Here is a 13740-nt window from a genome sequence, read left to right on the forward strand (position 1 = left end):
AAATTACTTATTAAATGATTTCTTATATTTTTCTATCAATTTTTCAGATAATATTTGAAAAATTACTATCTAAACTTAAGCTATAATAATCAGTAAAAAGAATGGTTATCCAAAAAATCAGGGTAACCATTCTAAATAAAGATTATTTCCTAAACTAATGAAACCTTTTAATAGAAACTGAGATAAAAAATCTAACCGTTATGAATTTAAAAGACATATCCATAGGAATGATTATTCGCCAAAGAATGGATGAATGTGGTATAGAAATAGAAAGAACCTGCAATTTTTTCAAATGTAGCGAGGAAGAAGTTGTAAAAATGTATGAAGCAGAAAGTTTGGATACGAACACGTTGTTGAAATGGTCGAAGCTTCTGGAATATGATTTTTTCAGAATATATTCGCAACATCTTATATTGTATTCCCCTCCAGGAAAGGCTCGGTCCAATATCATTCAACCAGTCCAAAAGACATCTTTACCACAGTTCCGGAAAAACCTGTACACCATGGAAGTTATTAATTTTATATTGGAACTTGTTAATACCGGGGTCAAAACAAAGCAGCAGGTGATTAATGAATACAAAATCCCTAAGACAACGCTCTATAAATGGATCAATAAATATAATCATGAAATCTAACTTTCTGCGAGTCTTATTATCAAGCTCGGAGATTATTTTAAAATTTGAGCGAAAAAGAAAATTGCTATGACAAAGTAGTCATAGCAATTTTCTTTTTTCAAAACCTATACTGCAAATAATTCTAAAAATTAAATAAATCCTTCCATTTTTTTATGGTATTACGGCTCATTTTATAGTGTCTGGATAATTCACTGTTGTTAAGGCTATATTCTTTCTGGTGATTCAATATAGACATAATTGTTTCTTTATCATAAGAGCGGTGCTTCCCCTTAATCATATTTTTCTCTGTAGACTGCCTGCCAAAAATTATTTCATTCAGCTTTATTACTTCCAAAGAGGATAATTTTTTTTTAGAAAGAAAATGACTACAGTCTTTTATTTTTTCCGGATACTTTAAGGTCATCATATCCGAATATATTTTTACGTAATCTGGTAGATTCTTTTCTGTTTTTAAAATTTTTGTTTCCATTTATATAATGTATTAAGTGTTTTTATATGTAATCTATATTTTACTGATTTTCAAAATGCAATCTTCTAAAATCCTTACTATTTCGGGTTTTGATTGTTCTTGGTAATATGATTGTTCTGCTCTTTTTTAAAATTGCCACAGAATGAGGGTTCTGCAGCAATTTTAATTTTTCATCCTTTGTAAGATTAGAATCGTTGTGTTTTATGAAAGAAGCAATATGCCTAAATATTTATACTATATATACATTCATGCATATCATATAAAGTCTATTTTTCTGATTGTATTATTATTCAATTATTAATTCAATTTTTCAATAAAGAAAGTTATTTGTGCAGCCGTATTAGGTGTAGTAGATGTATTACTATTTGTATTGACTGTTATCCTATATACTTCCTTCAGATTTTGGAGAACAATAATCCCTGTAAGCAAATCATTATGATCAGGACTTACATTACTTCCCGTAGTAAACTGAGTCCAGGTATTGGCCGTTATATTACTTACTTTTACATCTCCAAAGTCGCTGGCGCCACCATTTCCATATAGGTAGTATTTAAGAGAATATTCTGTTGCCTGAGACGTTTTAAACTCTATTTCTCCAACATTATTGGTAGGGTTGCTACCTGTGTACCTCAATGAAAGACTGCCGAATGTAATTACAGAGTTTGTAAGGGTATTCGTATCAATAGTAGTGGTACCCTTGGTAAAGTTCATGGAGGAGACTACGTTCCCTATTACTACGTTGCAACTTTTTCCTAAAAAGCTGATAGGAATAGATTTGGTAGTAGGAGAACTGAAAGTAGGTGTACCCGTTATGTCATATACAATTTCTCCAGAACCCACTTTAAGGTTATCAGCTTGTAATGTAAAATTTAAACCACTTCCTGCATCTATAAAGGATGACGTACTATATGCGCCTCCGTTACCGCCAGTATAAGGAATGTGAAGACTGCCTGTATATGCCGTGGAAATAGTAAAAGCCTGAGGATTGGTATAAGCGGAAGAGCATTGCAAAGAAGCAATGGTTCCCGGCAAAGACGTAGAATTATTTACAATTCTCCATTCAGTTCCATTCCAAAAGTAGAAACCGGCAGGCAAAGTAGAGCCGGCATTGAATACAAATAGACCTGTTGGCTGTAATCCAACCCCATCCAAATCCATGGTGGATGAAGTTAGGTTTACTCTGGGGATCAAAATCCCCTTATCAGTAGAAGTAATATCCAGAAATGAAGAGGTATCAGGTACAGTAGTTCCAATTCCTACACTGCCAGCTGATGTTATAACAAAATCATTGCTTTGTTGTGTTATGGTAGGAGTACCACTTGTAGCATTATCTTTCGCTCCGTCCACATTAAAAGTGCCTTGTGGATTTGATGTGTTAATTCCAACCTGACTGTAATATAGAGTTCCTATTACAAGAGTCATTAGGGTAAAAATCTGTTTCATCGTAATAAAGTTTTAAGGTTGTTTTCATTCTGTCAAAATAGGTCAATAATAATTTCTTAGAATTTATCTGAAAATCTGAATACCGAGATAAACCATAACTTTCAGGGACTTATTTTTATCAAAGTTGAGATTTTTACTATGAAAAGGCATAGTGTTATTTAATGTAGAAAATAAAATTTTAACATTATTTAAGATATTGATAATCAATCAGTAAAAAAGATAAATTTCTATTGAATGGAAAAAAATAAAATCCAGAACAAAATATTTACTCTTAATATTAAATATTTTGTTCTCCTTCCTTCAGTAATTAATTTTAAGTGAAGATTTTTGAATAAAAAATGAAATAAAGCCTTCAATATACTTAAGTGTACCAATTGGTAAAAAATTCTGAAATATTATTTGATCCATCATTCAGTTTACAAGTGATAAACTGTAAAATTTAATACTATACTTGAAGCTACAATGTGTACATTCAAATATACTAGGGCCTAAATTTATTATTTGTAATATGGTATGATCCACTTTACTATATGATCCCGGATAAATTGTAAGAAATAAAGCAATTATATAAATAGGTGCCAGATATTCACTGCCAAATAAATAGAAAAAAAAGCTAAAATATAATGTGTTTGCATAGATAAGTATCAACTACATACTTTTATAAGCTTTTTCTTAAATTTTAGATCCCTATCATTCATTTGTAATATTTTTCAATTAAAAATATGAGCATTTAAGAATTAGTGAATAGTCAGCAGACAAAATATTCAATCTTCGGAATAAAAAACATATCCAACAGTTACATTAGTTTATTATAACGGAAATTTTTCTCTTTTAACAGCTATAAATCAACTTATTATATCTTTTTAAACTTTTATCTTTTATATTAAAAATCAACTCGTTTTTCTTTCAAAAAAATAACAACTTTGACAAAATAATAGCATGATTTATAATAAACTAAGATGACACTTTTGACGGAATTATTATTCAGACTATAAAAACACAATTATTAAACTTTTTATATATTTTTTAAGATGAAAAAAAAAATGTTCATTATTAAAGCATTGCTCGTTGTATTAAGCAATGCTCTTTTTGTAACCACTAATGCCCAAGTCGGAATTAATACACCCAATCCGCAAGGGATTTTCCATATGCAGAATGGGGACAGTACTTTAGCTGCTACCAAACAAATGGGTATGGTATTGCCTATAGTAAGTGGAGGCAGTACTATAAACTCCAAAACGGTAACTCCTATGGGGACTACCGCAGTAGAGGCTACTGTAGTATATGATAATTATAACAAATGTCTGCGTCTGAAAAATGCAACCACTTGGTCTGATTGCTTATTAGACAAAGCAGGAGTTTCCAATATCATTAACCAGATTCTGGCAGGCGGAAATTCAGGAAATCCTATAACAGCTATAAAAGTGGCCACAGGTGACTACTGGAACAATCTATACATTGGTAGAGAAGATAATTTTGTATATGGAATGGGACTTTCTGTTAATCGTTCACTTGCTAAGCCTGATGGTGCATATCCTCCTACAATTATTCTGGCAAAGCCAGCTGTTGATATTACAGCAGGTTCTATGAATGGACTGGCAGTATTAAAAAACGGGGAACTTTGGGCTTGGGGTGAAAACGGCTATTCTAGAAATGGTTTTGATCAGTTTTTACTGGTAGGTGGTGCATACCCGTACAATGTGATATCATTACCAACAAAAGTAGTACTGCCAGCGGGTGTATTGGCAGCTAGAGTTAAAACTTTTTATAACTCTCATACTTTTATGCTGGGGCAAGATGGACTGCTGTATTCTGCTGGATTAAATAATAATACTAGAACAGGCTTATCTGCAAACTCCGGAAACACATCTCAATTCACTGTTATGCCATTTTTTAAAAATCTTAAAACCAGTACAGGTGTAACGGTTGTTGATTTTGATGGAAATGGAATCTATGGGCAGGGAGTAGCGGTAACTTCCGATGGGAAATTATATGTTTGGGGAGCTAGTAATTCTGGATACAAAAATTTGGCTTCGGGTGTATTAAATGGAGATGTAACTACACCAACAGACGTTACTGCCAATTTCAATCTATCAGCCGGCGAAAAAATAGTACGTTGTGTGATTGATGGTTTACAAGGTCTTGTTTTGACCAGCAAAGACCGACTGTTTGGATTTGGAGCGAATTCCAGTGGTGCTTTAGGATTAAGCAATACTACATCTAATATACTGCCTACTGAATTGGTGATTCCAGGAAAGCTGACAGATGGGACAGAAAAAATTATTGATTTAGCAATAGATACTAACGCCTCTATAGTTGCAACCAATAGCAATGTCTATTCAGCAGGAGCTCCTAATGGTGTTAGTGTTCTAGGAGTAGGTGATAATAATGTACATTATCAATTTACTAAAATGGCTTTAAGTACGATTGTCCCAATAACCACCAGCTATACAGGATTGGATATAAGCGCTCAGTCTTCCCTTATTATCACAGGTCCTACAGCTCCTCAGGGAGGTTCTAAAGTATACGGCGCCGGTTATGGATACTATAATACATTAGGAGGTTCTGTTTCTTCTCCGCAGAATAGTCCGGCAAATGTCACGTACTAATTTAAAACTATTGGATAAATTTATTATGATCATTATTTCATAAAACACTGATTATCAAACACGAATTTTAACTAACACAATGTAAACAGGTTCTTACTATATTTCAATGTACCAGATTAGATTTCTTAAACAATCAATAGCAATAAAATACTGGGCAAACTGGAGACCTCATAAAATTAATATGAGATCTGGAAATTATGAAGATAGAAATAGTACAATATTGGGTAAAATAATTGCAAAATGTTGGTTCGTTTCTCAATTCCCTTCAGAAGCTCAAAGAGCTTCTGAAGGTTTCAGGAAAACACAAATTTTATATAATCCTGCTGCTTGTTATAAGTTTAGATTGATATTCAAGTTCATAACTATTCAGCAGGATATTTACTCTTCATGAATTATCTCCACAAATACTAAGAATATGATTGAAATAGAAAAATATTTACTAATGAGTTCGGTATCAGTCGCTGAATATCTGATGATATCTGGTATTTTTTATATTTTATGTTATATAATTTATAGAAAATCTTTAGCCTCTGCCAAAATACAAAATGAGGCAGTCCTGAATAAAGTTATCCAAAGAGAAATATATAATTCTCTGGTGTCTTCCCTGATCATGTCATTTATTGTTTTTTGGATTACAGACACCTTGATTGTTAATTATACTAAACTATATTACAATATCGATGATTATGGCTTAACATGGCTGCTCGCAAGCGTACCGGTAGGTCTATTGATACATGATACCTATTTCTATTGGCTGCACCGCCTGCTGCATGATAAAAGAATTTTCAGATATGTACATATCGTACACCACAAGTCTAAAAATCCCAGCCCTTTTGCTTCTTATTCTTTTCATATTTTGGAAGCAGTAGGCGAAGGCTTGATTATACCTTTATTGTTATTTGTTATCCCTCTCCATCCTATTGCTGTTTATAGTTTTCTTATTTCTTCATTTATCATCAATGTTTATGGACATTTGGGATATGAAATTGCACCTAAAAGGTTCAGAAAATCTTTCTTATTCAATATTCTGAACTCTTCTGTATATCACAATCTGCATCACAGTAAATTTAAAGGAAACTATGGATTGTACTTTAGATTTTGGGATCGGATAATGCATACTGAAAACCCCTACTATACTCAAATATATGACGAAATTCAGAAGAAAAGATTTGTGTCCTGAGCTTGAGCAGTAAACTATATTTACGCTTTCTACTGCCTAATTCTATTGATCAGCTACCAGAAAGCTATACATAAAACCTAACAATCAACTTGTTAAAATTAATTTTTCATTATAAACATCCTCACAATCCTCTACTTAATATTCAAATAAATCATTAACTCCATGTAAAAATTTGTTAGCTATGAAAAAAAATCTAATCTTCTTTATTCATGTGCTGTTCTCTTTACCTATTTATTCTCAAGTTGGTATTAACACAGCTACTCCGCTTGCAACTCTTGATGTTACAGGAAATCCTTCTTCACCATCAATAACGGATGGAATTATTGCTCCCAGAATTACTTTGGCAGAGCTCACCATCAAAAACAGCGCATATGGTACAAGTCAAAATGGTACTATTATATATGTCACCACAATTAACGGAACACCATTAGGCGATACACAAGATATCAATACACCCGGCTACTATTATCATGATGGTACAAAGTGGAACTCTATCGGCAAAAATATTTATACAGCTGATGGCACACTAACCGGGAACAGAGCTGTAACGATGAGTGCAAATACTCTGGCATTTACAGGCTCTGCCACTAATGCATTCTCTATAGATGGAACTACCCTTTCCGTAGATGCTTCCAACAATCGTACAGGTTTCGGGACTGCGACTCCAAATAATACCGTGGAAATCAATTCCGGAACAGCATCTGCCTCAGGGTTAAGGCTCTCCCAAATCAATAATGCTACTGCACCAAGTCCCGGCCAGCCAATTGGCGTAAATGCTAATGGTGATATTGTCACAGTAAACTTCCCTGTGGGAACAGAACTGGTGAGTGTAGCAACTACTGATAAACCTACGGGTGATGACACCAATTATACTAATTCACAGCTAAGCATCAATGTACCTATCGGAAAGTATTCTTTAGAAACCTTTCTGATTTATACATCCGGGGGACTCAATGACATAAAAGTCAAACTACTTTTAAACTCTGGGACAATGCAGGGCAGTGGCTATTGGCTGGCTCCAAATAATGGTAACAGTAATACGGATGAAACTGATATTGATATGACTCTGCATGATTTTTTCAGTTATGATTTTATAGGAGGTGGTGATGGCGTTTCACAGCTAGTACTTACACTAAAGGGTTTTTTAAATGTCACTGCTGCAGGTACAATTACCTTGCAATTTGGTAATAATGGTAATGTAATTTTACAACCTGATGCTATTCTAAGACAAAATAGCTGGCTAAAACTTACCAAGCTCAATTAAAATTGGCTTTGTGCCATTATGTTATAAAGCTTTTGCAATTAATGCAAAAGCTTTTTGTGTATTATTATCAAGATTACTTTACCTCTAAATACGAGACACGGATATCATCATCTTTCTCAGCAAAATCGGTAAGCTTTTCATCATAACAGTGAAACATCTGATATAATTCTTTTCTATAAAATCTTCAATTTCCACTATTTATATAGCTAGTTTTATCATTAGCATCGACAAGTTCATTAAAAGAAAAAGTGTACAAAACGGTAAGGTTTTGCACACTTTAAATCAAGTAATGGTTATAATTCGGTTAAAAGGTATAGCTGTAGCCCAATGACAGATTGAATAGTTTATTAGTAGCGCTTACATTGTTAATGTTGGACATATTGCCCAGACCCAGACCGTACCCTCCCTTTATGTAGATCCCCCAAGGGGTTTGATACCCTGCTCCAAAGTTGAAGCCCCAATCAAATGCTTTAAGCTGGGACGCCCCGTCTCCAAAATCTATTTTGGTTTCACTGGTACCAACAAGCGGAATATTGGTTCCTTTTATTTTCCCACCTACGGCATATCCAATATATGGACCAGCTTCTGCGAAAATGGCCCCATACTGACCGCCATTGATATTGTAGTGGTATCCTATATTGACCGGAAGTTCCAGGTAATTCAGATGCGTTTTAAAATCGCCCAATGCACTGCTGGAATTTTGAGCACCTTTGCCGGAATAGTAAAGACCTGACTTTAGATACAAACCACTATTCGTCAAGAATTTAATACCAAGCCCTCCACGGAAACCTATTTTACTATCTTCTGACTCGGAAGAACTGTTTGCAAACTTTGTTTTAATGTTAGAAAAATTAAGGCCCAGTTCGGGCTCTATTGATATTTTTTGTGCTGTGGCTACAGATGTGATTAATACCGATGCGAGAATTAATACTGTTTTTTTCATTCTAGTTTTGGTTTTATGTTATTTTATAATGATTTTTCTATTATGGAAGATTAATTTTGAATTCGTGTCCAACGTTCAGTCCTGCCCAATAGTGAGATACCTATATATCCTCTTAGCTCCATGACATTGTTTTTGTTGAGAGTAATGGTACAGCTGTACGTCTGGTTCTTTTCGGGATCATATACCTTACCCTCATACTTCTCGTCTTCAATCTTTATGACATTTGTAAGTATAGAGATCCCATGCAGTTTTTGAGCCTTTTCGCTTTTGTCCTTCGTCCATACCAGCTTTCCCAGATAAGTCTTATCACTCGTTTGGTAAATCTGGATTTTAGCGTCACCATTTCTTGTCAGCCAAATACCCTGTATATCTTTAGTAAAAGATTGAAAGGAGCATAGTGTAGAGAGAATTATTCCTGCTGTTATTTTTCTGAGATAATTTTTAATTTCTTTCATTGTTTGTGATCAAAGTATGTTTTTAATTTTTATATTTATTGAACAGTATGTTTATTTTTATACAGTCAGCTTTTAATCTACACCTGTCAAATTAAATGCCGTCACTCGTGACGTTTTGGGCAGACATTTTTCAATTTGATATTTAATGAACATATGAGCGAAAAAATGTTAGTTATAATGCAGTAATCTTAAAAATTGTTTAAAATGAGAACAAAAGAAGACAGGAGGGTAAAGTTTACCAAACTCGTATTACGGGAAGCATTACTGGATTTGTTAAAAGAAAAATCTATCAATCAGATTTCTGTTGCAGAGCTATGTAGACTTGCAGACGTCAACAGGAATACTTTCTACAGCCATTACAATGGTCCTTATGAAATATTGAACGTGATAGAAAACGAGATGTTTGAAGAGCTGGCAATAGCCATTGAAAATTTGGAAAATGTCGAAAATATTATACTTGTGGCCTGCAGAACACTGGAACGGAACGCGAAAGCAAGTAAACTAATATTTTCAGAAGGAAGTATGCGTAATATCCTTCTCAAGGCTCTACAGCTGGTCAAAGAAAAACAGTACAATACAGTGACGTATAACAGGATGTCTAAAACAGATTTAGAACTGGCTGAAAAAGTCTATCTTTTTAATGAGAGTGGCACCATAGCCTTAATTAACGACTGGATAAAAAACGATTTTAGAGAACCTGTAGAATCTGTTGCCAAGACAATAACCCTGTTTGTAAATAATATCAATATTTTGTTTGCGGGTAAAATTTAATTGTTTTATTGATTAATTATAGATATTAATGTCCCAATTATGAATTCTATTATTAAATTGGAATTGCTACTTTTGTTAGGATACAATTACTATATTCTTTACTATAATAGAAGAACTGCTGAGACTTCGCAAGAAACTTGAAGAAACAAAGCTTGAACGTGACATCTTAAAAAAGGCGATGAACATCTTCTCCAAAAGAGACAGATAAGATATAAATTTATTAAGGATACGCTAAAGTATTTCCTGTCGGGAAGATGTGTGAAGTATTAAAATTAAGCAGAAGCAGTTTCTATCATTGGAATGTGGTAGATATGGAAGTCCTCGAATTCTCAGAGGATTGGAATCAAAAGAAATAAAAGCTTCTCATCCTTTTGTAGAAAGGAGGGTTAGAAGTATTATAAAGAATAATTTTAGGAAAAATACCAATTCTTCCCATAGATACCCTATCGTCCAAAATTATTTGAACCAGAATTCTCAAGAGGTATGGTTTCTTGATATATCCGTACAGGTCAGGGCTGTCTGTACCGTACTACAGTTATTGATTTTTTCACTTTTACAAAAAGATTCTTATCCTGTTGTATCCTTTTCAAAAATATGGAGGGTGCCACCGTTATCAAGTACATAGAGCTTGTTGTTGAATACTTGGATGTCATTGAGGATACCATTACAGGAACCTTCCGGAAAAGCATAATGCCATTCAAACGCTTTATCATGCCTATTGAAAACAGCAACCGTCCCATAGATATTGTCCAGATAATAGATTAGATCTTCCTTGTAAGATTTTTTATAGAGGTGAGGTGCAAAAGCAGTTATTGCTTTACACTCTACAGTATATACCCAATATGTCAAAGTACATGTTTGAAGGTCTAATTCATAATAAGTCTCATGCTCAAAACCATAAAGCAAGCCTCTGTCAACATCAAGTTGAGCATCCTGACCTCTGAAATAATCAAATCGACCACTTTGATATTGAATAATATGGGGATTTCTAATCTCATAATGAAGGCTTCCTGTAACAGTATCTATTGCCCACAATGCTTTTGTAGAACTTATCCATAGAATTTTCTCAAAAACACCAATAACCCTTATGATTCGATCGTCTTCTTTCTGCAACGAATCACTGATATCGAGCTCCCACTCAATTTTGTTGTGAATAAGGGAAAAGGATTTTATTAAAGATGCCTCATAATTGATGAAAAACGAATTATCTCCATGTCTAAAATCAGAAATGGCTGCTTCTTTAATTTCATCTTCAACAATGTTATAAACTGACTTTTTATAAACACCTCTGGAAATTCTCTGAGACAGCACTACCTCAGTTTGAGAGTAAGGAATCTCCGATAAACTATAACCGTGTATTGACTTCAATAATTTACCATATTGATATACATACACAGTATTATCAACATCACTAACTACAATATGATTGGCCAACGGTTTGACCAGACTTTGAAAATGAAATTTCAGTAATTCAATCCCATTCAGTTCCAAAACAGCTAAGTCCTCTTGTTGCTGCTTTTTAACTGTTACAAGGCCTTCCTGAATCAAACAAAAGTCAAGAATACCTTGTTCATTATAGGCAATATGATATTTCACTATTTCATCTACTTTTTTCATTCTCGTATTGTTTGTTTATATTGCTTTGCGATTTTGGGCTTTGCGTTTGGGTAAAGAATCGAAGCACAAATGTTCAGTTTTGTATAAAATCCAATTGAAAAACTGCTATTGAATTCAACTTGCATAAAATAGAAACCTTGTTGGCGACAGTTTATTTTTTATTGTTTAATACTGAAATTATGCTTGATTAAATTTCGATATTCTGCTTGGTTCACATAAGCAATGTACTGTCTGTACTCAACACTTTTCTGTGTTTCTACAATTATGAAAAAATACTCGCCTTTTATTTTTTAAAAAATTTCATTCAGATTTTTCAAAAAAATAGAGTTCATAAATCCATCATCACTATAAATCCTATTCGGTTCGTCAGACTCCAGGAAGCTGAAACTGAAATCACGTTGCCCTGTATTTAGGTCAAATTGATAGCGTAAATCGTTTTCTTCTCTTATTTCTTGTCCATTGATAGCAATACTTTCTCCTGAATTTTTATTCAGTACAAAAACATCTTCTAAAAGCTGCAAATAATCACTGAATTCATAATATCCTGCATCATTCACTTCTATAAAATGGTTATCAGAAATAATATCTGCAATATTTTGGGCCTTGTTAAGTATTTGGAAGTGATATCCCTGAGAAATAATGAAATTGATTTGATAATCAATACCCAATAATTCTTCGATAGAACTGGAAATAATCCTGTAATTATCGTAGTCGGCCAAAGCAATCTTATTGTCGTGTATGAACAAAAGAACTTTGTCGCTATGGCTGGAAAGAAATTCTCTAGCAAACGGAATATCGGGCTCCATCAGAAAATCATAATACTGAAGCAGGTCTTCTTTTACTTCTGCAATAGAATATCCGTCATTCGATTGTTCTGTTAAAAGTCTAAAATTCCCAAAATCGCCTAAATGAATTAAGTCGTTTTCTCTTTTGTACAGATAATCAAAAAATGAGTGCCTGCTTATTAGTTCGTCTTTCATACTTCTGTTTTTTTTAATTGCAATCAATACTTCATTTTATATTCGAGGGAGAATCGAAGCACAAAAGCTAAATTTATTACTAATGTTTAATTGAAAAAATACAGTTAAATTTTGCGTGTCAGTCCGCCTGACGCAAAATCCTTATTATTCGTTCATTATTTCTTCACATTGTTTTCTATTAACTTGAAAATATTATACTGAAATGGAATTGAGATGGTTTTCTTGTCTCTTTTCCACTAAGCGTTTGGTTTTTTGTCTTTTATTTTTGATATAAGTATTATTCGTTCACTTCTGATATTCGCACTTAGTGAATAGATATCAACTTTATTCAATTTAGTATTTCCAAATCTGCTTGTTTTGTATATTTCAAAAGTTTCGATTTCTTCAAATTTAATTCTTTTCTCTTTCCCTAACGATAATTGCTGTTTTCATTTGTTTTAAATATTGATGGTTCTTCGAAATTAGCTGTAGCCTTTATTTATCGGAAAGCTTGATACTATATATTGGTTTACTTTTAATTGTCATATCTAATACAATGTCATACAACCCGTCTTCTTTTATATTTATGTTACAACCATCATAGACAATACTTAAATCAAGATAGTCATTAGAAAGATCTTTCTGAACAATAATTAAGACGGTTACAGATATTATTACTAAAATTAATAATATTATAATAATTATTAGATTGAATATATTCTTTAAGAAAGTGAATATTTTATTTGACATTTGACGATTAAAAGTTTTATTAATTTCAAATAAACATCTTTCCAGACCTATAGAAATACCAACTATAAAAATGTTAACCATATCCTTAGTTTAGTAGATTTTAATTTTATAAATGTTTTGGTAAAGCTGTGAATCAGCTTTAGGTCTTCTATTGTTAAAGGTAAAGAAGTAAAGAAGTAAGGATCCAAGGATTCGGAACTTTTAGAGTAAAAGAGAGCTTCCAAAAAGGGAATTAATCCAAGAACCGGAGAGCCAATTCAAATTAAAGCTATAAATATGATGAGCTTCAAAGCTGGTAAAGTACTTAAATCTCAAGTAAATAAGTAACTGCTTCTACTATAGATATTGACTCCCTATATAATTTGGGCGTTTTTTTGTTTTCAAATTAAAGAAGAGCAGAGCAGTAATCAAAAAATATCCCCAATTATACATAACATTTGGAATACTTCGTAACTATTTGATTATTTGTATTTTATGAAAGAAATCCTGTAGTTTTTAACAATTGCCTCAAAAAACCATAATTTTATTTTGGATTTATTGAACCCGTTTATAAGCAGATATAGATTTGTTTATCAAATAGTTATAAACAAAAAAAGTCGCCAAATTGGCGACTTTTTTCATTCAAGCGATCCGGACGGGACTCGA

At 33.0% G+C, this 13740-nt stretch carries 12 protein-coding genes and 1 pseudogene; 6 read left to right on the forward strand and 7 right to left on the reverse strand.

Features of this window, described 5'->3' with window-relative positions; translation table 11 throughout:
- The first annotated feature begins 200 nt into the window (after positions 1-200).
- A complete protein-coding gene (locus tag DBR39_RS01360) occupies positions 201-635 on the forward strand; it encodes a transposase (protein WP_124530521.1) in 435 nt (144 codons plus the stop codon).
- 121 nt (positions 636-756) lie between these two features.
- On the opposite strand, the gene DBR39_RS01365 is transcribed toward DBR39_RS01360, so the two are convergent.
- Together DBR39_RS01365 and DBR39_RS01370 are read right to left on the reverse strand one after the other, a co-directional pair.
- Entirely contained in the window at positions 757-1104 is a 348-nt protein-coding gene (locus DBR39_RS01365) for a helix-turn-helix domain-containing protein (RefSeq protein ID WP_124530522.1), read from the reverse strand.
- Between the two features lie 297 nt (positions 1105-1401).
- Positions 1402-2547: a hypothetical protein gene (locus DBR39_RS01370; protein ID WP_124530523.1), complete on the reverse strand. Its 1146-nt coding sequence runs from the start codon at positions 2545-2547 to the stop codon at positions 1402-1404.
- Positions 2548-3590: 1043 nt separating this feature from the next.
- Here DBR39_RS01370 and DBR39_RS01375 point away from each other — a divergent pair.
- The 3 genes from DBR39_RS01375 (at position 3591) to DBR39_RS01385 (ending at position 7600) form a co-directional block, all read left to right on the forward strand.
- Entirely contained in the window at positions 3591-5156 is a 1566-nt protein-coding gene (locus tag DBR39_RS01375) for a hypothetical protein (RefSeq protein ID WP_148089911.1), read from the forward strand.
- 442 nt (positions 5157-5598) lie between these two features.
- Positions 5599-6336, forward strand: coding sequence for a sterol desaturase family protein (locus tag DBR39_RS01380; RefSeq protein ID WP_228447739.1), 738 nt, complete (start codon positions 5599-5601; stop codon positions 6334-6336).
- 181 nt (positions 6337-6517) lie between these two features.
- The gene (locus tag DBR39_RS01385) at positions 6518-7600 is read left to right on the forward strand and encodes a hypothetical protein (RefSeq protein ID WP_124530526.1); all 1083 of its coding nucleotides are present in this window, start codon (positions 6518-6520) and stop codon (positions 7598-7600) included.
- A 304-nt stretch (positions 7601-7904) separates the two neighbouring features.
- Here the strand turns inward: DBR39_RS01385 and DBR39_RS01390 are convergent, their stop codons facing one another.
- The gene (locus DBR39_RS01390) at positions 7905-8543 is read right to left on the reverse strand and encodes a porin family protein (protein ID WP_124530527.1); all 639 of its coding nucleotides are present in this window, start codon (positions 8541-8543) and stop codon (positions 7905-7907) included.
- A 50-nt stretch (positions 8544-8593) separates the two neighbouring features.
- Positions 8594-8998 carry a DUF2147 domain-containing protein gene (locus DBR39_RS01395; RefSeq protein ID WP_124530528.1) on the reverse strand — a complete coding sequence of 135 codons (405 nt, stop codon included), beginning with the start codon at positions 8996-8998 and terminating at the stop codon, positions 8594-8596.
- Between the two features lie 204 nt (positions 8999-9202).
- Here DBR39_RS01395 and DBR39_RS01400 point away from each other — a divergent pair, with 204 nt between their 5' ends.
- Positions 9203-9769 carry a TetR-like C-terminal domain-containing protein gene (locus DBR39_RS01400; protein ID WP_124530529.1) on the forward strand — a complete coding sequence of 189 codons (567 nt, stop codon included), beginning with the start codon at positions 9203-9205 and terminating at the stop codon, positions 9767-9769.
- A 567-nt stretch (positions 9770-10336) separates the two neighbouring features.
- Here the strand turns inward: DBR39_RS01400 and DBR39_RS01405 are convergent.
- The 3 genes from DBR39_RS01405 to DBR39_RS01415 all read right to left on the reverse strand — a co-directional run bounded on the left by DBR39_RS01405 (position 10337) and on the right by DBR39_RS01415 (position 13176).
- Positions 10337-11386 (reverse strand): hypothetical protein, encoded by a 1050-nt coding sequence (locus DBR39_RS01405; protein ID WP_124530530.1) that lies wholly within the window; start codon positions 11384-11386, stop codon positions 10337-10339.
- Positions 11387-11676: 290 nt separating this feature from the next.
- Positions 11677-12366, reverse strand: coding sequence for a hypothetical protein (locus DBR39_RS01410; RefSeq protein WP_124530531.1), 690 nt, complete (start codon positions 12364-12366; stop codon positions 11677-11679).
- A gap of 474 nt (positions 12367-12840) precedes the next feature.
- Positions 12841-13176 (reverse strand): hypothetical protein, encoded by a 336-nt coding sequence (locus DBR39_RS01415; RefSeq protein ID WP_124530532.1) that lies wholly within the window; start codon positions 13174-13176, stop codon positions 12841-12843.
- Between the two features lie 141 nt (positions 13177-13317).
- Between DBR39_RS01415 and DBR39_RS24570 the strand changes: the two are divergent.
- Positions 13318-13422: pseudogene (locus DBR39_RS24570) on the forward strand (HU family DNA-binding protein); the annotation flags it as partial.
- Between the last annotated feature and the right edge of the window lie 318 nt (positions 13423-13740).

It is taken from the genome of Chryseobacterium sp. KBW03 (assembly GCF_003852415.1).
Taxonomy (GTDB): domain Bacteria; phylum Bacteroidota; class Bacteroidia; order Flavobacteriales; family Weeksellaceae; genus Chryseobacterium; species Chryseobacterium viscerum.

Coding starts and splice junctions, on each gene's coding strand:
- DBR39_RS01380 (WP_228447739.1), top strand. CDS start 5,599: ATGAGTTCGGTATCAGTCGCTGAATATCTGATGATATCTGGTATTTTT.
- DBR39_RS01390 (WP_124530527.1), bottom strand. CDS start 8,543: ATGAAAAAAACAGTATTAATTCTCGCATCGGTATTAATCACATCTGTA.
- DBR39_RS01365 (WP_124530522.1), bottom strand. CDS start 1,104: ATGGAAACAAAAATTTTAAAAACAGAAAAGAATCTACCAGATTACGTA.
- DBR39_RS01385 (WP_124530526.1), top strand. CDS start 6,518: ATGAAAAAAAATCTAATCTTCTTTATTCATGTGCTGTTCTCTTTACCT.
- DBR39_RS01415 (WP_124530532.1), bottom strand. CDS start 13,176: ATGGTTAACATTTTTATAGTTGGTATTTCTATAGGTCTGGAAAGATGT.
- DBR39_RS01360 (WP_124530521.1), top strand. CDS start 201: ATGAATTTAAAAGACATATCCATAGGAATGATTATTCGCCAAAGAATG.
- DBR39_RS01410 (WP_124530531.1), bottom strand. CDS start 12,366: ATGAAAGACGAACTAATAAGCAGGCACTCATTTTTTGATTATCTGTAC.
- DBR39_RS01395 (WP_124530528.1), bottom strand. CDS start 8,998: ATGAAAGAAATTAAAAATTATCTCAGAAAAATAACAGCAGGAATAATT.
- DBR39_RS01375 (WP_148089911.1), top strand. CDS start 3,591: ATGTTCATTATTAAAGCATTGCTCGTTGTATTAAGCAATGCTCTTTTT.
- DBR39_RS01370 (WP_124530523.1), bottom strand. CDS start 2,547: ATGAAACAGATTTTTACCCTAATGACTCTTGTAATAGGAACTCTATAT.
- DBR39_RS01405 (WP_124530530.1), bottom strand. CDS start 11,386: ATGAAAAAAGTAGATGAAATAGTGAAATATCATATTGCCTATAATGAA.
- DBR39_RS01400 (WP_124530529.1), top strand. CDS start 9,203: ATGAGAACAAAAGAAGACAGGAGGGTAAAGTTTACCAAACTCGTATTA.